This window comes from Aquirufa regiilacus, assembly GCF_032470275.1.
GTDB lineage: Bacteria > Bacteroidota > Bacteroidia > Cytophagales > Spirosomataceae > Aquirufa > Aquirufa regiilacus.
In genome coordinates this window covers 134,443-153,071 of sequence record NZ_JAVNWW010000005.1, presented here as the reverse complement: position 1 = coordinate 153,071, position 18,629 = coordinate 134,443, and the positions used below count along the sequence as shown (strand labels likewise).

General features: G+C 41.3%; 16 protein-coding genes. 10 read left to right on the top strand and 6 right to left on the bottom strand.

Annotated features, from left to right (window positions below; translation table 11 throughout):
• Positions 1-164 precede the first annotated feature (164 nt).
• Positions 165-3,044: a TonB-dependent receptor gene (locus tag PQG45_RS10315; protein WP_315576846.1), complete on the top strand. Its 2,880-nt coding sequence runs from the start codon at positions 165-167 to the stop codon at positions 3,042-3,044.
• A gap of 84 nt (positions 3,045-3,128) precedes the next feature.
• The gene (gene uvrA / locus PQG45_RS10310) at positions 3,129-5,945 is read left to right on the top strand and encodes an excinuclease ABC subunit UvrA (protein ID WP_315576848.1); all 2,817 of its coding nucleotides are present in this window, start codon (positions 3,129-3,131) and stop codon (positions 5,943-5,945) included.
• Positions 5,946-6,008: 63 nt separating this feature from the next.
• Here the strand turns inward: uvrA and PQG45_RS10305 are convergent, their stop codons facing one another.
• Positions 6,009-6,632 (bottom strand): hypothetical protein, encoded by a 624-nt coding sequence (locus tag PQG45_RS10305; protein ID WP_315576850.1) that lies wholly within the window; start codon positions 6,630-6,632, stop codon positions 6,009-6,011.
• A gap of 175 nt (positions 6,633-6,807) precedes the next feature.
• On the opposite strand from PQG45_RS10305, the gene PQG45_RS10300 reads away from it, so the two are divergent.
• From PQG45_RS10300 to PQG45_RS10275, 6 genes are read left to right on the top strand one after another with little or no spacing between them, the layout of a single operon-like run.
• Positions 6,808-8,040 (top strand): (Fe-S)-binding protein, encoded by a 1,233-nt coding sequence (locus tag PQG45_RS10300; protein WP_315576852.1) that lies wholly within the window; start codon positions 6,808-6,810, stop codon positions 8,038-8,040.
• Complete coding sequence (locus PQG45_RS10295; RefSeq protein ID WP_316070826.1) at positions 8,037-9,008, top strand: alpha/beta hydrolase; 972 nt, start codon at positions 8,037-8,039, stop codon at positions 9,006-9,008. Before PQG45_RS10300 ends, PQG45_RS10295 begins: the two co-directional genes overlap by 4 nt.
• On the top strand, positions 9,005-9,880 hold the full coding sequence (locus tag PQG45_RS10290; RefSeq protein WP_316070825.1) for a sterol desaturase family protein: 876 nt from the start codon (positions 9,005-9,007) through the stop codon (positions 9,878-9,880). Before PQG45_RS10295 ends, PQG45_RS10290 begins: the two co-directional genes overlap by 4 nt.
• Before the next feature lie 2 nt (positions 9,881-9,882).
• On the top strand, positions 9,883-10,656 hold the full coding sequence (locus PQG45_RS10285) for a (Fe-S)-binding protein (protein ID WP_315576858.1): 774 nt from the start codon (positions 9,883-9,885) through the stop codon (positions 10,654-10,656).
• A gap of 1 nt (position 10,657) precedes the next feature.
• Positions 10,658-11,137 (top strand): hypothetical protein, encoded by a 480-nt coding sequence (locus PQG45_RS10280; protein ID WP_316070824.1) that lies wholly within the window; start codon positions 10,658-10,660, stop codon positions 11,135-11,137.
• A gap of 1 nt (position 11,138) precedes the next feature.
• Entirely contained in the window at positions 11,139-11,624 is a 486-nt protein-coding gene (locus PQG45_RS10275) for a GAF domain-containing protein (RefSeq protein WP_315576861.1), read from the top strand.
• Here PQG45_RS10275 and PQG45_RS10270 read toward each other — a convergent pair.
• The gene (locus tag PQG45_RS10270; protein WP_316070823.1) at positions 11,605-12,264 is read right to left on the bottom strand and encodes a phosphatidylserine decarboxylase family protein; all 660 of its coding nucleotides are present in this window, start codon (positions 12,262-12,264) and stop codon (positions 11,605-11,607) included. The genes PQG45_RS10275 and PQG45_RS10270 overlap by 20 nt on opposite strands.
• A gap of 129 nt (positions 12,265-12,393) precedes the next feature.
• Here PQG45_RS10270 and PQG45_RS10265 point away from each other — a divergent pair, with 129 nt between their 5' ends.
• Positions 12,394-13,821 (top strand): hypothetical protein, encoded by a 1,428-nt coding sequence (locus PQG45_RS10265; protein ID WP_316070822.1) that lies wholly within the window; start codon positions 12,394-12,396, stop codon positions 13,819-13,821.
• On the opposite strand, the gene PQG45_RS10260 is transcribed toward PQG45_RS10265, so the two are convergent.
• Positions 13,816-15,993 carry a S9 family peptidase gene (locus PQG45_RS10260; RefSeq protein ID WP_316070821.1) on the bottom strand — a complete coding sequence of 726 codons (2,178 nt, stop codon included), beginning with the start codon at positions 15,991-15,993 and terminating at the stop codon, positions 13,816-13,818. The genes PQG45_RS10265 and PQG45_RS10260 overlap by 6 nt on opposite strands.
• A gap of 17 nt (positions 15,994-16,010) precedes the next feature.
• The gene (locus tag PQG45_RS10255) at positions 16,011-16,565 is read right to left on the bottom strand and encodes a hypothetical protein (protein ID WP_316070820.1); all 555 of its coding nucleotides are present in this window, start codon (positions 16,563-16,565) and stop codon (positions 16,011-16,013) included.
• Positions 16,566-16,595: 30 nt separating this feature from the next.
• Between PQG45_RS10255 and PQG45_RS10250 the strand changes: the two genes are divergently transcribed.
• Positions 16,596-17,699 carry a LuxE/PaaK family acyltransferase gene (locus PQG45_RS10250; RefSeq protein WP_316070819.1) on the top strand — a complete coding sequence of 368 codons (1,104 nt, stop codon included), beginning with the start codon at positions 16,596-16,598 and terminating at the stop codon, positions 17,697-17,699.
• Here the strand turns inward: PQG45_RS10250 and PQG45_RS10245 are convergent.
• Both PQG45_RS10245 and PQG45_RS10240 read right to left on the bottom strand, forming a co-directional pair.
• Complete coding sequence (locus tag PQG45_RS10245; protein ID WP_316070818.1) at positions 17,660-18,079, bottom strand: molybdenum cofactor biosynthesis protein MoaE; 420 nt, start codon at positions 18,077-18,079, stop codon at positions 17,660-17,662. The two genes, PQG45_RS10250 and PQG45_RS10245, sit on opposite strands and share 40 nt — an antisense overlap.
• A complete protein-coding gene (locus tag PQG45_RS10240; protein WP_315576874.1) occupies positions 18,076-18,564 on the bottom strand; it encodes a dihydrofolate reductase in 489 nt (162 codons plus the stop codon). The genes PQG45_RS10245 and PQG45_RS10240 overlap by 4 nt, the downstream gene beginning before the upstream one ends.
• Positions 18,565-18,629 lie beyond the last annotated feature (65 nt).

The following is an 18,629-nucleotide window of genomic DNA, read 5'->3' as shown; positions in this document are numbered from 1 at the left end:
AGCATTTTGGTAGGATTGGAAGCTAAGATTTATTTATAATTAAAATATTTTCGGAAAAATTGGTATATTTTTAATATGAATCATTGGGCAAATTCTTAATTCTTGTTTAGCTTTGTTAAAGAAGTGTATAAAAACGTTAACAGAAACTTCAAACAATCACATTTATGAAAAAACTTTTTACTCAAATCTTGCCGGTTTTTACGGTTGTCTTTTTACTTGCGTTTGCAGCAGTTGCTCAGACAAAGGTTGGGGGAACGATTAAAGATGCGGCATCAAAGGAACCATTAATCGGGGTAAGTGTATCGGTTAAAGGGAAGGTAATTGGTACAATTACCGATGCAAATGGACATTTTGCATTTACGACATCAACTCCAGTTCCATTTACGATTTCCGTTTCAATGGTTGGATATGAGCGTCAAGAAATTGCAGTTAAATCTGCAAAATCAGATATTCAAATCGATTTAAAAGAGCAATCTGTGTTAGGTCAAGACGTTGTTGTTTCGGCTTCACGTATTGAGGAATCAGTATTGCAATCTCCAGTTTCAATCGAAAAAATGGATTTGCGTTCGATTCGTGAGACGCCAGCGGCCAACTTTTATGATGCTTTACGCAACATGAAAGGGGTAGAGGTGAGTACACAATCTGTGAATTTCTCTTCCATCAGCATGCGTGGTTTCAATAGCAATGGTAACGTTCGTGTTGTTCAATTGATTGACGGCATGGATAACCAAGCGCCAGGTTTGAACTTCTCGGTAGGTAATATCGTAGGTATTTCAGAGTTGGATTTGGAAGGCTTAGAGGTTTTACCAGGAGCTGCTTCTGCGCTATACGGACCCAATGCGATGAACGGTATCATTTTGATGAATTCAAAATCACCTTTCTTGTACCAAGGATTAAGTGCACAGGTGAAAGCCGGTGCGATGTATGCAGGTAATCGTGCTGAGGCATTGACTCCTTATGGAGATGTTTCTTTGCGTTATGCGAAAGCGATCAATAACAAATGGGCTTATAAGATCAACTTCAACATGTTAAGTGCGGAAGATTGGGCTGCTACAGACACGCGTGATCAAAGTTTATTGAACGGCCGTTCATTAGGTTTCGGTGATCGTTCAACGAATTTGGCTTACAATGGTGTAGGTATTTATGGTGATGAGACAAATGTAAATATGTTGTCATCATTGACTCCACTATTAGGTGTGCCAACAAATCCATTAACTGCTGGAATTAACCAAATTTCAAAGGCGACAGGAGGTTTATTGACTCCATCAGCTATTTTAGGTTACATCGTTCCTAACGTAGCGATTTCTCGTCAAGGTTATGCAGAAAGCGATATCGCTTCATATGCAAATCGTAACATCAAATTTAATGCTGCATTGCACTATCGTTTCAACGATAAAGTAGAATTGATTTTACAAGGTTCTTATGGTCAAGGTACAGCAATGTACACAGGAGCTGATCGTTATTCGATTAAGAACTTCTCGATGGGACAATACAAGGCAGAGTTAAAAGGTTCTAACTTCTTCTTACGTGCTTACACGACGCAAGAAAATTCAGGTGATGCTTATGCAACGGGTACATTGGGCCAGTTGATCAACGAAGCAGCGAAACCTAGCCAGGCTTGGTATCCAGAATACTTTAGCACATTTGCTGGTTTGGCATTAACAAACTTCGGAAAGGTGTTACAAACAACATTAGCGCAAACAGGAAATCCTACTACTGCTGTTGGAACTGCCATTGCAAGTACACAAGCTAGTTTTCCATACTACCATGGAACAGCTCGTTCGGTAGCGGATGTAGGTCGTTTGGTTCCTGGAACAGCGGCGTTTAATACAGCTGTTGAGGCAATCAAAGGCCAAGCGTTACCACGAGGTGCTAAGTTTACAGATAAGTCGGCTTTGTATCACCTAGAAGGGATGTACAATTTGACTGAAAAGTTGAACAATAAAGTTGAAATGATTGTAGGTGCAAATTATCGTCAATATGCATTGAACTCTGAAGGAACTTTGTTCGCTTTAGATAATGCAGGAAATGAATTTACAATCAATGAGTTTGGTGCTTATGCACAAGTGGCGAAGAAAATGTTTGCTGACAAATTCAAATTGACTGGATCGTTACGTTATGATAAGAACGAAAATTTTGAAGGACAATTTAGTCCACGTTTGTCAGGGGTTTACTCGGAAGGACGTTCAAACTTCCGTGCTTCTTACCAAACAGGTTTCCGTATTCCTACGACACAAGACCAATACATTGACTTGCAGACACCTTCTGCTCGTTTATTAGGAGGTTTAGCAGTAGTTCAAGATCGTTACAAACTTTCAGGTAACTCATATACCTTGCAATCTGTATTAGCAGGTAAGCCAGCTCCATATCAATCAAAGGCTTGGAAGCCTGAGCAAGTTCGCACACTTGAATTCGGTTATAAAGGATTTTTAGGTGATCGTATTTTGGCTGATTTCTATGTATATCAATCAAACTTCACCAACTTCTCTGCGGGTCAAGTTGTTGTTCAAACGCCTGCTCAGCATCAAGATCCTGCTGTTTTGGGTAACAAACTTTACTCTTTCCCTTCAAATGTTGACAATGAAGTTGTTACAAATGGATGGGGCTTGAGTTTAGATTACCAATTAGGCTCTAACTGGACTTTAGGAACGAACGTATCTTATAACGCAGTAAAGGATAATGGTGGTTTGAATAATTACCAATTGGCATTCAACACGCCAAACTACCGTACTAACATTACAATTGGTAACCGTAACATCGGTGGATCTGGTTGGGGTGTAAATGCAGTTTGGAGATACCAAGAGAAATTTGTTTGGCAATCATCGATTGTTAACCAAGTGGTTAATCAGTCACAACAGAGTTTAATTCCTTCATTTAATACGTTAGATGCGCAAGTGAGCAAGAAATTGTCTGGCTTGAAATCTATCTTAAAAGTGGGAGCTACTAACTTATTTGGTACACCATACACAACAGGTTGGGCTAACCCAACTGTGGGAAGTATGTACTATGTAAGCATTACATTTGATGAGTTATTGAATAAATAAGATAATCTCGTTTTTCTTGAGGCTGCCCCGAAAAGGGCAGCCTCTTTTTTTGTACCTTTATGGATTGAATTTTTAGCAGCAGGCATGGACTTAACGGGTTTTTCACATATTGAGGTATTGGGTGCTCGTGAGCACAATTTGAAGAATATTGATGTTTCGATTCCTCGGAATCAGCTGGTAGTCGTGACGGGTATTTCGGGTTCAGGAAAATCATCTTTGGCCTTTGATACCATTTATGCCGAAGGGCAGCGTCGCTACATGGAAAGCTTTTCTGCTTATGCACGTTCATTTTTGGGCAATATGGAACGCCCGGATGTAGATAAGATTGAAGGCTTGTCGCCGGTTATTTCCATTGAGCAAAAAACAACTTCTAAAAATCCACGTTCGACCCTGGGTACCGTAACGGAGATTTATGACTTCTTGCGTTTATTGTATGCGCGTGCATCAGAGGCTTACTCGTATTTGAGTGGGGAGAAGATGGTGAAGCAGTCCGTGGACCAAATTATTGGGACCTTGCTTTCTCAATTTGCAAACGGTAAAGTTGTTTTGCTTGCGCCCGTTGTTAAGGGGCGGAAGGGCCATTACCGTGAATTGTTTGTACAGATTGCCAAATGGGGATATACCAAAGTGCGCGTCGATGGGGAAGTGATGGATATCGAACCCAAGATGCAATTAGATCGCTTTAAAGTGCACGATATTGAAGTGGTTGTGGACAGATTAGTAATCACGGAAGATGAGCGTGTACGTTTGTCCCAAAGTTTACAAACAGCCATGAATGTGGGTAAAGGGCAAGTTTTTGTCTTGGATGCCCCCAATAAATTGCATTATTTCTCTCAGACTTTGATGGATCCTAAGACGGGTTTGTCTTACGATGAGCCAGCTCCTAATACTTTTTCATTCAACAGTCCTTACGGCGCCTGTCCTTGTTGTTCGGGTCTCGGTGTGGTGGAAGAAATAACCGAGGAATCTGTTATTCCAGATACATCATTAAGCATTTTACGTGGTGCTATTGCACCGATTGGAGAATATCGGGAGTTGTGGATTTTTAAGCAATTAGAGGTTTTGCTGAAGCCTTATCAAGTAAGTTTATCAACCCCTATTGCTAAGTTTCCCCGCGAGGCGGTGGAAGTGATGTTGTATGGTACGGATGAACCCGTTCCCGTGCCATCGAAGAAATATGTGGGTTCCGACTGGAATTCAAAATACGATGGAATAATCAATTTTTTAAAGCGTCAGCAGGAGAGTGGTTCTGAGAAAACGCAAGATTGGTTACGTGATTTTTTAGTGATCAAGATTTGTCCGGAATGCAAGGGTTATCGTTTGAAGAAGGAGGCTTTGCATTTTAAGGTTGCAGATAAGCATATTGGAGAATTAGCCCAAATGGATATTGCCGAGCTGGCTGCTTGGTTGGAAGATATCGATTCGCGCATCTCAGAACGCCAATTGCAAATTGGTGCGGAAGTATTGAAGGAAATTCGGAAGCGTGTTTCTTTCTTGACACAAATTGGTTTGACTTATTTGACTTTAGATCGACCAATGAAGACCTTGTCGGGCGGGGAGTCCCAACGGATCAGGTTAGCTACCCAAATTGGAACGCAGTTGGTGGGTGTATTGTACATTATGGATGAGCCTTCCATTGGATTGCACCAGCGGGATAATGAAAAGTTGATTCAGGCTTTGAAGGATCTACGGGATTTGGGGAATTCTGTGTTGGTTGTTGAGCATGATAAGGATATGATGCTGGAATCCGATTATATTTTGGACATTGGTCCGGGTGCAGGCCGACATGGTGGGCAGGTGATAGGTAGTGGAACTCCAGCGGAGTTTGTGAAATTAGGAACCCCCACAGCTCAATTTTTGAATGGGACATTGGCGATAAAGGCACCCGCGGTACGTAGATCCGGAAATGGTCATTTAATTGAATTGAAAGGCGCATCTGGGAATAATTTAAAGGGTGTTTCGGTTACATTTCCTTTAGGGAAATTTATTACGGTAACAGGTGTTTCGGGTTCAGGTAAGTCTACCTTGATTCATGATACCTTGGTGTTGAAATTGAAACAACACTTTGATCGCTCAAAGAGAGATCCATTGCCATTCAAGTCGATTTCGGGTCTTGAGCATATTGATAAGATTATTGAGGTAGATCAATCGCCTATTGGGCGTACTCCACGTTCAAATCCAGCGACCTACACAAACATGTACACAGATATTCGTGCATTGTATTGCGAGTTACCGGAATCAAAGATTAGAGGTTATAAAGCCGGCCGATTTAGTTTCAATGTGAAAGGCGGTCGTTGCGAGGATTGTGAAGGAGCTGGTCGGAAGAAGATTGAGATGGAATTTTTGCCGGATGTGTTGGTGGAATGTGAAACGTGTAAAGGAAAGCGATTTAATCGGGAAACTTTAGAGGTTCGCTTCAAAGGAAAGTCTATATCCGACGTGTTGGATATGACAGTTGAGCAAGCGCTTGAGTTTTTTGAACATCAACCGCGCATTCATCGGAGGGTTCAAACCTTGTCGGAAGTGGGGTTGGGGTATATAACTTTAGGCCAACACGCTACAACATTGTCGGGTGGTGAGGCTCAACGGGTGAAGTTGGCAGAGGAATTGTCTAAAAAGGATACTGGGAAGACTTTATATGTCTTAGATGAGCCAACGACCGGTCTGCACTTTCAAGACGTAAAGCTGTTGCTAGACGTCTTACAGAAGTTGGTGGATAAGGGAAATACCGTTTTGATTATCGAACATAACCTAGATGTTGTTAAGGTTTCGGATTATGTGATTGATATGGGCCCCGAGGGTGGTAATGCGGGAGGTAAATTGGTTGCATCGGGTACGCCAGAGGAGATTTGTAAAGTGAAGGGAAGTGAAACGGGGAGGTTTTTAAAGAAGGAGATGTAGGGTAAACGCTGCCGGGGTCGCAGACCCCGGCAGCGTTACCGCTCAAACGTGTTATATTCAATTTTATTCTATCAGTAACTTGGATATTTTTTCTTCTGAAGAAGTGTCTGTTTCGTGAAATTTTTCAAAAATGGCCAGGTTGCCGAAGAAATTTAAACCTTCAGTTTTATTAATTATTCGTGGTTTGAATTTTAAATATTCCTGATAGGAAGAGTAAGGGTAAAATTCATAATTACTGTAAATTTCATGCTTTACAGGGTTTAAATGAATGTATTTGATTAAATGCGTCAAGTAAATCAATGAATCCACGGGTTTTCTTCTAAAGGGGGATTCAAATAATCCGCCTGTTCGATCCGTCGCACGATTGAACATTTGTGCATGTGAATTCAAAATATCTCCTAAAACTCGGCTGATAAATAGTCCAATTGGTCCTTTGGGTTTTGGACATAATTTTAGATCAGTCAGTTTATCAATCTCTTGATAAGTTTTAACCCGAATTAATAGATGAAAATGATTACCTAAAAGGCAGAAAGCAAAAGTGTCAACATAGGGGCTTACTTTTTTATGGTACTTCCAGAGAAACGATCGGTAATGTTTGTCGGAAAGAAAAATTGGTTTTTTATCGATACCGCGGGTATAGATATGGAAAACCTTATTTTCTATTAGTGGCTCAGTGAAATTTTTCATTTTATTTTTTCTTCAAATTTGGCAATAAGTCTTTTTTATGGATTGAAATAAATAGATAAAAATTATCATGATTTTGATTTTTTTCTCTCATGTTTTTGAGCTAGTTTGGTGGTGGATTTCGGTAACGCTGCCGGGGTCGTAGACCCCGGCAGCGTTTACCCAGAACACAATCAACATGACTCAAATAAGCTTCATCGCACTACTTCTAGCCATGGGCTATCTGATAGCAAGGCGTTTTGGACTAATTGCAAAAACAATACATCTCGCAAAGCCAATAAGTATTACGAATTCAAAGGAACGCTGGAAACGCGTTCTATTGCTTGCTTTAGGGCAAAAGAAGATGTTTGAGAAGCCGTTTGTCGGCACAATGCACCTGTTGATTTACCTGGGATTTGTGTTAATTAACATCGAAATTCTCGAAATTATCCTCGATGGAATGCTCGGAACTCATCGAATTTTTGCTCCTTTTTTAGGCGATTTTTATCCCGTAATTATCAATTTTTTTGAAATACTCGCTGGCGGGGTGGTACTAGCCTGTTTGGTATTTATCTTGCGCCGAGTAAGCAAACAAGTTCCTCGATTAGACTCCGCGGCACATCGTGAATTAAAAGGCTTCCCCATCCAAGATGCGATGCAAATTTTAATCATTGAATTAGTCCTCATGTCGGCGCTATATATCATGAACGCCGCCGACCCGGATCAATCCTTTGTTATTTCACGTCATCTTAAATCATTCCTGCCGGAAGAAAATCTGCATATCATTGAGCAAAGTGCATGGTGGATTCACATCATCGGAATCCTGTTTTTTGCGCTCTATGTGACCTATTCGAAACATTTGCACATTTTTTTCGCCTTCCCTGCCGTTTATTATTCGAACCTAGATGCTAGCGCACAGATGTCGGAAATGCCACATGTAACCAATGAGGTCAACATCATGTTGGGTAAGCCTGGCGAACCTAGTAACCCTGATTTGAAATTTGGGGCACAAGATATCAAAGACCTAACGATCAAGAATACATTAGATGCCTACAGTTGTACCGAATGTGGTCGTTGTACGGAACAATGCCCAGCGAATCAGACAGGTAAGGCCTTGTCTCCTCGGAAAATTATGATGGATACGCGGGATCGTTTGGAAGAACTTCAAAAAGACCCCAATTCCACCAATATACTTTTAGGAAATTACATTACCGCTGAAGAACTCAGGGCATGCACGACTTGTCAAGCATGCGTAGAGGCCTGCCCGATCCAATTATCACCTCTAGAAATTATTTTGGCTTTACGTCGCTACCAAATCATGGAACAATCTGATGCTCCAGGGGCGTGGAATGCGATGTTTGCCAATATTGAAACCAATCAAGCTCCTTGGAAATTTAATCCAAGCGACCGACTAAACTGGGCCAAATCATGAAGAAAATCCTCATTGCCATTGTTGTTTTAGTAGGCCTTTATTTCGTAGGCCCTCATCCGGATGCCCCAACTTTTCCAGGTCCATCTTGGAATAATATTCCCAATGAACCTCAAGCCATCAGAGCTTTTTTACAAGCCAAAGAAGCTGAAAATGGAAATTTGAAGCCTGATAACCAAGGTCAAATCATCTATGCAGATTCGGCGAATCCCCAAAAAACAAAGACGGTTGTTTTGTACATTCACGGGTTCTCTGCGTCTCCTATGGAAGGAAATCCCTTGCATAAATCGGTGGCCAAAGCATTGAATGCTAATCTCGTTTTAGCCCGCATTGAAGATCATGGTGAGTTCCCTACCGATTCTACCATGGCCAAAGCATCTGCCGATAAATTCTACCAAAGCGTAGAGAACTATTATGCCCTTGCGAAAAAATTAGGCGATGAGGTTATTGTTTTGGGTACTTCTTTTGGGGGAGCGATGTCATTAGTCCTCGCGACCAAACACCCAGAATTGAAGGCCTTGATGTTATATGGCCCATGTATCGCCATCAAAGACCCGACAGCGCCGCTCGTTGATAATCCATGGGGATTGCAATTAGCTCGCACCGTTATGCAATCCGATTTTCGTGATATCCCTTCCGTGAGTCCGGGACATAAAAACTTTTGGAGTTTACATTATCGCCTAGAAGGCATCGTTGCGATTCAAAATTTCTTGACGCATGCAATGACCGACGAAACCTTTGAAAATGTGAAAGTACCTGTGTTCTTAAGTTATTACTATCAAGACGAAGCGCATCAAGATAATGTCGTTTCCGTGCAAGCCATGCGCGACATGTTCCTAAAATTAGGAAGTGTAATTAAAAAAGAACAGGCATTCCCACTTTCAGGCTATCATGTAATTACGTCCGATATCTTAGGGAAACGTGTCGATTTACCGATTCAAGCTTCCCTCGATTTTATTAAGAAACTATGACCCCTCAACTAATTTTATACGCTGTCCCGTTTTTTCTGATTACGGTACTATTTGAATCCTGGCTTGCCTACAAAGAACATCGTGATTTTATCGAGGCCAAAGACTCACTAACTTCCATTGGCCTTGGTTTAGGTAATTTGGCTGTAGGTACGATTACCAAAAGTCTAGCCTTTGTTACTTATTTCTATGTCTATGATCATTGGCGTGTGGCCGACTTCCAATTCAATTGGTGGCCGGTTTGGGTATTTGCCTTTCTTGCGGAAGACATGACTTATTATTGGGTGCATCGCATTTCCCATGAAGTACGTTTTTACTGGGCATCTCACATGGTGCATCATTCTTCGCCTAAATACAATTTAGCAGCTGCCTTACGCCAAACGTGGACGGGTAATTTAACCGGTGGATTTCTGTTTTGGGCTTGGTTGCCTTTGCTCGGTGTTCATCCGTTTATTGTGTTCTTTTTCCAACAAACTAGCTTGCTTTACCAATATTGGATTCATACAGAGTTTATTCAAAAAATGCCTAATTGGTTTGAGCAGTTTTTCAATACGCCTTCACACCATCGGGTACATCATGGTACCGATTTGGATTACCTTGATACAAATTATGCGGGGGTATTAATCATTTGGGATCGTATTTTTGGATCTTTTCAAACGGAAAAAGATCGTCCACATTATGGCTTAACGAAGCAAATTGAAAGTTACAATCCGGCCAAAATTGCCTTCTATGAATGGGTGCAAATCGGGAAGGATTTAATTCATGCCAAAAGCATGAAACAAGTGGCCGGTTATCTATTTGGCCCTCCAGGATGGAGTGATGATGGAAGCCGATTAACCGTCGAACAAATGCGCGCAGAAGCGAAAAAGAAATAATCATGGAACTACAAGTGACCACGATGGCCGAATGGGCCGCAAAAGGAGAAAGCCCCGACCTATTGTTTTGGGTAGGTTGTGCTGGTTCATTCGATGACCGACACAAGAAAGTTACGCGTGCATTGGCTGAAATTCTGAACCATGTCGGGATAAATTTTGCCGTTTTAGGAACGGAAGAAGCATGTACAGGTGACCCTGCTCGTCGGGCAGGGAATGAGTTTTTGTTTCAAATGCAGGCGATGCAAAACATCGAGGTGTTGAACATGTATGGCGTTCAAAAAATCGTAACCGCTTGTCCGCATTGCTTTAATACGCTCAAAAATGAATATCCCTCACTTGGTGGGACTTATGAAGTGATTCATCACAGTCAATTATTGGCTGATTTGTTAGCAGCCGGTAAGATTCAATTCAATGAACAGGCTGAGACGATTGCATTCCATGATTCCTGTTATTTAGGCCGTGGAAACGGAATTTTTGAGGCTCCTCGTGAAATAATCGCTGGGCTTAAAAAAGAAGTAAAGGAATTAAAAAGCTGTCGGACCAAAGGGCTTTGCTGCGGTGCGGGTGGCGCTCAAGTATTCAAAGAACCTGAGGCTGGAACGGGAGAAGTTCAAGTAAAACGTACGGATGAAATACTAGAATCTGGCGTAAATAAAGTAGCTTTGGCATGTCCTTTCTGCATGGTGATGCTTCAAGATGGCTTGAACAAATCTGGCAAAGAACATGAAATCCAAGTAGTCGATCTAGCTGAATTAGTTCAGCAAAGTTTAAAATAAGATGTATATACCTTTTCAGGAAATGCCGGGCCAAGCGCGTATATGGGTCTACCAGGCTTCACGCAGCTTACACGCAACAGAACTTGATCAAATCAAGCAAGTACTCGCTCAATCTTGCCAAAACTGGGAAGCGCATGGCGCACCCTTACAAGCCTCTTTTGAGATAAAGTATAACCAAGTAATCATCGTTGCCGTAAATGAAGCTATGAATGCTGCATCTGGTTGTTCTATCGATGCATCTACCCGTTGGTTTAAGGCTTTAGGCGAAACCTTGCAGGTTGATTTTTTTAGTCGGGATGTGGCGGTTGTACGCAATGAACAAGTCGAATTATTAGGCTTAGGCCAATTAAAATCAGCGGTTCAAGCCGGGATTTTAGAAGCCGGAGATCAAATCATTACGCCCTTGCTACAAAGTGTTGAACAGTACCGGAACAATTGGTTAAGCTCAGCCGATCAATCCTATTTAAAGCGTTATTTCTAAGATGGCAGAAGATTTAATTATTCCGCAAGGCTCACGTTCCCAACAATATGAAGCACTTTTTCCGCAGATTCAAGGGCTTGTTGCGGGTGAAAATGACTTAACGGCCAATCTCGCCAACATAGCTGCTGCGATCAAAGAAGTTTTTGGATTTTTTTGGGTGGGTTTCTACCTTGTGAAGGATGAACAATTAGTTCTTGGCCCCTTTCAAGGTCCTGTTGCATGTACTCGAATTCCATTTCATAAGGGAGTCTGTGGACACGCCTACACGACAGCGGAAACAATCATCGTTCCCGACGTAGAAGAATTCCCGGGACACATTGCCTGTGCGTCTGCATCTAAATCAGAGATTGTGTTGCCCGTGAAAAATCAGGCAGGTCGTGTGACCATGGTATTGGATGTCGATTCAGATTTGCTCAACGACTTTTCAGAAGTTGACCAAATAGGACTCGAAAAAATACTCGGATTAATTAACGAAGCTTGGCAATAACCGTTTCGCTTCCTACCGGTTTATCCCCAATATTCACGCAAATTTCAGCATCTAAGGGTAGGTAGATATCAATGCGGCTACCAAATTTGATAAACCCAAATTCTTGTCCTTGGGTTACTTGGTCGCCTTCTTTAACGTACCAACATATGCGTTTTGCAAGTGCTCCGGCGATTTGACGGAATAATACCTCCGTACCATTCTCATGTTTAACGACACAAGTTGTACGTTCGTTTTCTGTACTTGATTTGGGGTGCCAAGCTACTAAATATTTGCCTGGATGGTATTTGAAATAGGTTACAATCCCTGAAATTGGGTTAAAATTCACATGCACGTTAATCGGTGACATGAAGATGGAAACTTGTTTTCTCTTGCCTTTAAAATATTCGGGCTCTTCGACTTCTTCGATTACAACCACTTTTCCATCCGCTGGCGCAATGATGTGATTGGGGTTAATTTCGGTATGACGTTTCGGCACACGGAAAAACTGAAGAATAATTAAAAAGAAGAGTGATGTAATGACAACAACACTTTCGCGAAAATAAACTTGCGCTGGGAAAAAATAGGCGACAAGCCCATTAATCACTAAAACAATAAGTAACGAACTAATTAATAAAGATTTTCCTTCTCGGTGTAATGTCATAAATCGAATGGTTTTGCGCTATTTTAATAGCATAAAGACAAAATTACTACATTTTTCCCGCCGTTACCTAAACAATATTCAATTTTTGTATAAAAAAAGTGCATTTTTGAGGTCTTGATATTTCGATGCATGCGAGTTAGATTTCTTCTTTTCATTCTTTTTGCCCTGTTATTTGCCCCATTGCTGTCGCATGCGCAAGTGTTTTCTTGGCGTGAACCGGGAGTATCAACCTGTTATAAAATTGATTTTGTAGCTAATCATTTATTTGAATCCAATGTCAAAGGGCAATGGGTTGATTTAGGCGAAGTAAATTTGGTTGATATTAAATCTGCCGATTTATACTCGAATGCAGATGCTATAAATCCGATCAAAATTAAGGGGAGACCGGGTACGCTGTTGGTCATGGAATGCAGTGGACAAGTATATCATTTCAATCTGGCCTCTAAAACGCTTAAAAGAGAGGATTTGACCTATTACCGTGGAGCAAATTGTCAAGCAGCCCAATTTACGCGAAAGGATACTTTGTACAGTTTTGGTGGGTATGGATTTTGGCAGTCAACGAATATCATGACCCAGTTTAATTGGGTTTCGAAAGATTGGACGCATATTTTAGCAAAAGGTGATATTCCTCAGGCCATTCATAAAAAATCATCCGTTTATTTGCCTGAATTAGATCGCTTTGTCGCGATTGGTGCACGACGCATTAATCAGACGGAATCAGCAGGTGCGCTCGATTTAAATTATTCGGTTTATGATTTCAAATTTTCAGATAAAAGTTTCAAGCGCTTAGGAGAAGTTCATGAACCTTTGTTGAAAGAATTGATGTCAGGCGAACCCAGTAATTTTATGCTCGCATTGGGTCAATATATTGTCATTTCTCCTAAACATGATGTTCCTGGCTATAATCACGATTTACTCTATATTATAGATGTCAAGGATTCGTTCAAAGCCTATTTGTGGACAAATCCTGCGCGTTTTCAAATTCGAAAATTTATTGAAGATCGGGGTATATTATACAGTGTATTTGTAAACGGGACAACTTTATTTTTGCCTCAGGCCCAGGAGACATTTCCCTATGGATCCTACCAGATTGTGGAGGTTCCCATCAAAACCTTGCTAGCCGAAAGTACACCGCTTGGTCCCATCATGGAAAAACCCTTGCTGGATACGGCCCGTGATTTTGCTGTGATTTTCTTCGGAGTATTGATTGTGTTTTTCGTGTTACGCTTCTTTATTTTGCTGAAAAGACGTAATAAAAGGAAGCAATTGCGCATGTTACTAGGTCCAAACGAAAAGCAATTCTTGGATTTCTTGCGCTTGAATTACCGACAGGGCTATGTTTCGGGACATCAAATTGTCGCCTTCTTTGGCAAACATAAAAGTAGCCCCGAATCGCAAAGGCAATTCAGGGCTAAATTAATTGAAGGATTAAATAAGTCACTTGGCCTTGTGTTCCCGGGGGAACAGGTACTCGATATTCAAGCTGATGATAAGGACCAACGGATGCTGACTTACCGACTAACCGATTCGATTTACCAAGCGATTAAAAAGCTATAGGTTCTTTTCTAAGAAATTTGTCAACATATTATACAAGTGCAAACGTGTATTCCCTCCTGAAATTCCATGATTTCGGTTTGGATAATAGAATGTTTGAAATTGTTTGTTGGCCTTAATCAACGCATCTTCGAGCGCCACCGCATTTTGGAAATGTACGTTGTCATCTCCTGTCCCATGCACTAATAGTAAGTTTCCTTTCAATTTGTTTACATGGTAAACCGGTGAATTCTCATCATATCCCGTCGGGTTTTCTTGTGGCGTGCGTTGATATCTTTCTGTGTAGATCGAATCATAAAAACGCCAGTTGGTCACCGGCGCGACCGAGATCGCAGCCTTGAATACATCAGCTCCCTGCATCAAGCAATTAGACGACATAAATCCACCATAGCTCCATCCCCAAATTCCAATACGGCTTGCATCTACATAAGGAAGATTGCCGATGAATTTAGCAGCAAAAATTTGATCTTGGACTTCAATGCGTCCTAAGTTTTGGTAAGTGATTTTTTTGAATGCTACGCCGCGTCCACCCGTTCCACGGTTATCCACGCAATAGATCAAATAGCCTTTTTTCAACAACATTTGATACCAGTAAAAATCACCGCCTGGATAGGAATCCAACACTTGTTGGCTGCCCGGGCCTCCATACACATGCATTAATGCAGGGTATTTTTTGTTTGGGTCAAAGTTTGTGGGCTTGATCCAATACGCATTTAAGTGATCCCCATTTGCCAAAGGAATCTCAAAGAATTCACGTGGCGAAATTTGATATTCGGTGATTTGTGCTTGTAGTTTTTGGTTGTCTTCTAAGACACGCACGAGACCCTTTGAAGCACTGTATAAGCCGATACTTAAGGGTTTTTTCGCTGAACTGTTATTCAAAATATAATAAGAAAAGTCAGGGCTAAAGCTTGCCGTATTCGTTCCCGATAAGGTTGAAATGGTTTTTTTATTCGTTCCGTCTAATTTGATTGAATAAACTTGTCGGCCGATCGGACTTAATTCCGCCGAATTAAAATACAAGGTTTTCGTTTTTTCATTGTATCCATACAAATCATCTACCTCCCAGTTGCCTGTGGTGATGGGAGTGAATTTGCCACTAGCGATGTCGCCCACGTATAGATGTTTAAACCCGCTCCGCTCCGAGCTAAAAATGAACGATTTCCCGTCATTCAAATACGTAATATCATTGCCTACGGCTTCAATTTCAATGGAAGTTTCTGCATGTTCCTCATAGATTAAACTAGTTGTTGCTTTGCTAATGCTATGATGCAATAATTCCATGTGGTTTTGCAAGCGGTTCAAGCGAATGAATCCAACGACATCTGGATTTTTTGTCCATTTTAAGCGCGGGATGTATTGGTTTTTTTCGGGGCCAACTTGTACCGCTTGGATTTTATTTTCATCTAATAAAGCTACCGAAAGGCTTACGATTGAATTGGCTTCGCCTGCTTTGGGATATTTATAACGGTAATCTTTGGGATATAAATCACCCCACATTTGCATATTGTATTCCGGCACTTGGCTTTCATCAAATGTGTAAAAAGCAATTTTTTTACTGTCGGGTGACCAAGTAAAGGCTTTTGCAAATGAGAATTCTTCTTCATAAACCCAGTCGCAAGCTCCATGGATGATGTGATTGAATTTCCCATTCGTCGTTACAGCGGTTTCTTTACCTGTTTGAATGTCCGTCCAAAAAAGATTGTTGTCTCGAACAAATGCCACGCGTTTTCCATCGGGCGACAAAGTTGCATGCATCTGTTTGCCCCCTTGCGATAGAAGCTGCAATGTATTTTTACTGCGGGTAAAGATGTAATTCGTTTCCTTCGAACTTCTACGGTATATGGATTCTGAAGCGGTCCCGATTAAAATTGTCTGTTCATCAGCAGAAATAGAAAACTGTTGAACGCGAATCGTGCCGCCATTGCTTGTTTTGTGAATCGATTCGTCAAACAAGGTTTCGAACTTGCTCGGATCCAATATATTGTACTTGATGATTTTGCCTTCCTTCAGTTCCAAATACGATTGGCCATCTTGGGTCCAATTCAAGTTTTGAATGCTTTTTTGACGGAAAGTAGGCTTCGCCCAAATATCTTCAAGAGTAATGTCTTTTTGTGCAAATGCTGGCGAAGATCCTAGTAATAGGAATCCTAAAAGAAAGTGTTTGATATTCATTGTTTGTTAGAAGTAGGTTAATCTTGGAAAATAACAATGGGGTCGGTTTCTACCACATTGCTTGTTTGTAATGCATTATCTCGAATGTAAATTTGAAATTTTACCGTGTCGTTCTTGGCTGTAAACAGCGGTGAATACCCCTTGTAAAAGGCGTAAACGAATTGCGTAGAATAATCAACGGTCCCTTCGATCGGCCCGGGTTTTTGTTCCCCTTTAAATTTGAAATTCATGAGTCCCCCTAAACTTGGACTAAAGTTGACCGGAATAAACTTGCCATTTTTTTGTAGCAATACATTGACTTCGAAATTGCGGAAGTCCTTGTATTTTGTTGGATTAGCCTTTAGTTCCGCTTGCGTGATGCCTAAATCTCCGTCACCGTCTTGAAAGCGAATGGACATCACAACGGAATCAATTTTGGCCTTTCCTCCAAATCCATCGTTACTTATTTTTGTGATTTTTTGAATTTGGCTAAAGCTTATGCTTGGAGTTAAACTCCATTGAGGTTCTTCTGTACAAGCCAAAAGACCTGTGCAGCAAAATAAACCAACGAAAAAGCGAATGCCCCATTTCATAATTCGTAAAGTTAATGAATTGGTTTAATTTTGTATGATTATTCAAAAAAAGCGATGCAGGACGATTTGAACATGTGGGACTCTTGGCGTTTGGATCTTAAAAATAAGGTTCTAGCGATGCAGGATGCTGATTTTGAGGCAATCGCTCTGGAAATGTTTCGATTTACTTCGACATATAATCCTTTGTATCGGCAATATATCGACTTAATGCAAATCGATATCCAGGCTGTCAAGGAAATCTCCGATATCCCATTCTTGCCCATTGAATTGTTTAAAAACCACCGCGTGCTAAGCGGTAATGCACCCGTTTTATTCGATTTTGAAAGTTCGGGGACGACGGGTCAAATCCCCTCCAAACACCCCGTTTGTGATCCGGCGTTTTACCAAATGCAATCCAAGCGTATTTTTGAGGAGCAATATGGCGCCTTGACCGATTACCATATTTACGCCTTGCTGCCATCTTATCTAGAGCGAAGTACTTCTTCACTCGTTTTCATGATGGATTATTTTATCAAAGAATCCAATTCCCCGATTTCCGGATTTTTTCTCAATCAATATGAGGATCTCGTTGGCCAAATAAAAAAAGCCCTGCAATCGGATCGTAAGATCTGGGTGATGGGGGTAACCTTCGGTTTATTGGATTGGGTAGACTCAGGTCAGGATTTTTCTTTTTGGAAGGAAGCGGTGGATGCCGGCCGATTGATCGTGATGGAAACAGGAGGGATGAAAGGGAGAAGAGAAGAATGGATCCGAGAAAGAGTACATGAGTTTCTTAAAACATCCATGGGTATTGATCAAATCGCGTCGGAATATGGGATGACCGAATTGTTTTCGCAGGCATATGCGACATCGGATGGAATATTTACTCCCGGTGTTTCCATGCGAGTTCAACTGCGCGAAGTGACGGATCCTTTAGCCAAAGTAACACAAGCGGGTCGCGTGGGAGGTATTCAAATCATCGATTTGGCGAACATCGATTCATGTCCATTCATCGAAACACGGGATTTGGGTTCTTTGGAAGAAGATGGAATTCGATTTAAAGTCTTAGGTCGGTTCGATAATTCGGAAATACGCGGGTGTAATTTGATGGTGGATCAAGGATGGGGAACGAGCCAAGCGGAACCATCCGTGTAAAATTCATTTTTCCAGATAGGAACTTCCTGTTTTAATGTGTCGATGAGCCATTCACAGGCTTTGAATGCCTCCGCCCGGTGAACTGAACAGACACCAATAATCACAGCAATATCCCCAATCTCAAGTTTGCCGGTCCGATGAGAAACACTAATCTTCCGAATTGGCCATTGAGCTGCTGCTTCATTCGCAATACGTTCCATTTGTTTTTTTGCCATGGCAGAGTAGGCCTCCATGGTTAAATGTTCTACATCTTTATGTTGATTCTTGTTTCGGATTGTTCCTACAAATAGGCAAATTCCACCTGCCTCGGGATCCTGAAGATACTGGTAGGTTTCATCGATGGACAAAGCGGTTTCACTTAATAGAATCTGATGGGTCATTTACGGGTATAGGTTATGTAGCTGTATTGATAAGCATTTTTCTCATCCGTAATCCCCCGTTCTTTTTCCGCGACCTCAAATGTTTCCGTGGGAATTTCGGGGAAATAAGCATCCCCCTCAAAAATATCATGCAATTGGGTAACTAATATCTGATCTGCCAAAGGTAAACTCAAGGCATAAATTTCAGCTCCCCCAACGATGTAAATGTCTTCTCGTGTGATGGATTTGGCTTTTAAGATGGCTTCCTCAACTGAGTGGGCGATGATTGCGCCATCGATTTGTAAATCGGCCTGCCGACTAATCACGATGCTTGTCCGATTAGGTAATGGTTTCCCGATTGACTCGAAGGTTTTGCGGCCCATGATGATCACGTGACCCGTTGTCAAGGTTTTGAAACGCTTCAAGTCGGCAGGTAAATGCCAAATCAACGTATTATTTTTTCCAATTACCCGATTTTCATCGAAGGCCACCAAGATTTTTAGCACGATTTTAGGTTTTAATTGTCAAAAATAAGGGATTTTTTGGCTGGATTGTCCTTGTGAATTTTATT

What these genes read in the sequence shown, in the direction of transcription:
- PQG45_RS10300 (WP_315576852.1), top strand. Translation starts at nt 6,808, where the DNA reads ATGACTCAAATAAGCTTCATCGCACTACTTCTAGCCATGGGCTATCTG.
- PQG45_RS10295 (WP_316070826.1), top strand. Translation starts at nt 8,037, where the DNA reads ATGAAGAAAATCCTCATTGCCATTGTTGTTTTAGTAGGCCTTTATTTC.
- PQG45_RS10260 (WP_316070821.1), bottom strand. Translation starts at nt 15,993, where the DNA reads ATGAATATCAAACACTTTCTTTTAGGATTCCTATTACTAGGATCTTCG.
- PQG45_RS10255 (WP_316070820.1), bottom strand. Translation starts at nt 16,565, where the DNA reads ATGAAATGGGGCATTCGCTTTTTCGTTGGTTTATTTTGCTGCACAGGT.
- uvrA (WP_315576848.1), top strand. Translation starts at nt 3,129, where the DNA reads ATGGACTTAACGGGTTTTTCACATATTGAGGTATTGGGTGCTCGTGAG.
- PQG45_RS10275 (WP_315576861.1), top strand. Translation starts at nt 11,139, where the DNA reads ATGGCAGAAGATTTAATTATTCCGCAAGGCTCACGTTCCCAACAATAT.
- PQG45_RS10290 (WP_316070825.1), top strand. Translation starts at nt 9,005, where the DNA reads ATGACCCCTCAACTAATTTTATACGCTGTCCCGTTTTTTCTGATTACG.
- PQG45_RS10315 (WP_315576846.1), top strand. Translation starts at nt 165, where the DNA reads ATGAAAAAACTTTTTACTCAAATCTTGCCGGTTTTTACGGTTGTCTTT.
- PQG45_RS10280 (WP_316070824.1), top strand. Translation starts at nt 10,658, where the DNA reads ATGTATATACCTTTTCAGGAAATGCCGGGCCAAGCGCGTATATGGGTC.
- PQG45_RS10265 (WP_316070822.1), top strand. Translation starts at nt 12,394, where the DNA reads ATGCGAGTTAGATTTCTTCTTTTCATTCTTTTTGCCCTGTTATTTGCC.
- PQG45_RS10245 (WP_316070818.1), bottom strand. Translation starts at nt 18,079, where the DNA reads ATGACCCATCAGATTCTATTAAGTGAAACCGCTTTGTCCATCGATGAA.
- PQG45_RS10305 (WP_315576850.1), bottom strand. Translation starts at nt 6,632, where the DNA reads ATGAAAAATTTCACTGAGCCACTAATAGAAAATAAGGTTTTCCATATC.
- PQG45_RS10285 (WP_315576858.1), top strand. Translation starts at nt 9,883, where the DNA reads ATGGAACTACAAGTGACCACGATGGCCGAATGGGCCGCAAAAGGAGAA.
- PQG45_RS10270 (WP_316070823.1), bottom strand. Translation starts at nt 12,264, where the DNA reads ATGACATTACACCGAGAAGGAAAATCTTTATTAATTAGTTCGTTACTT.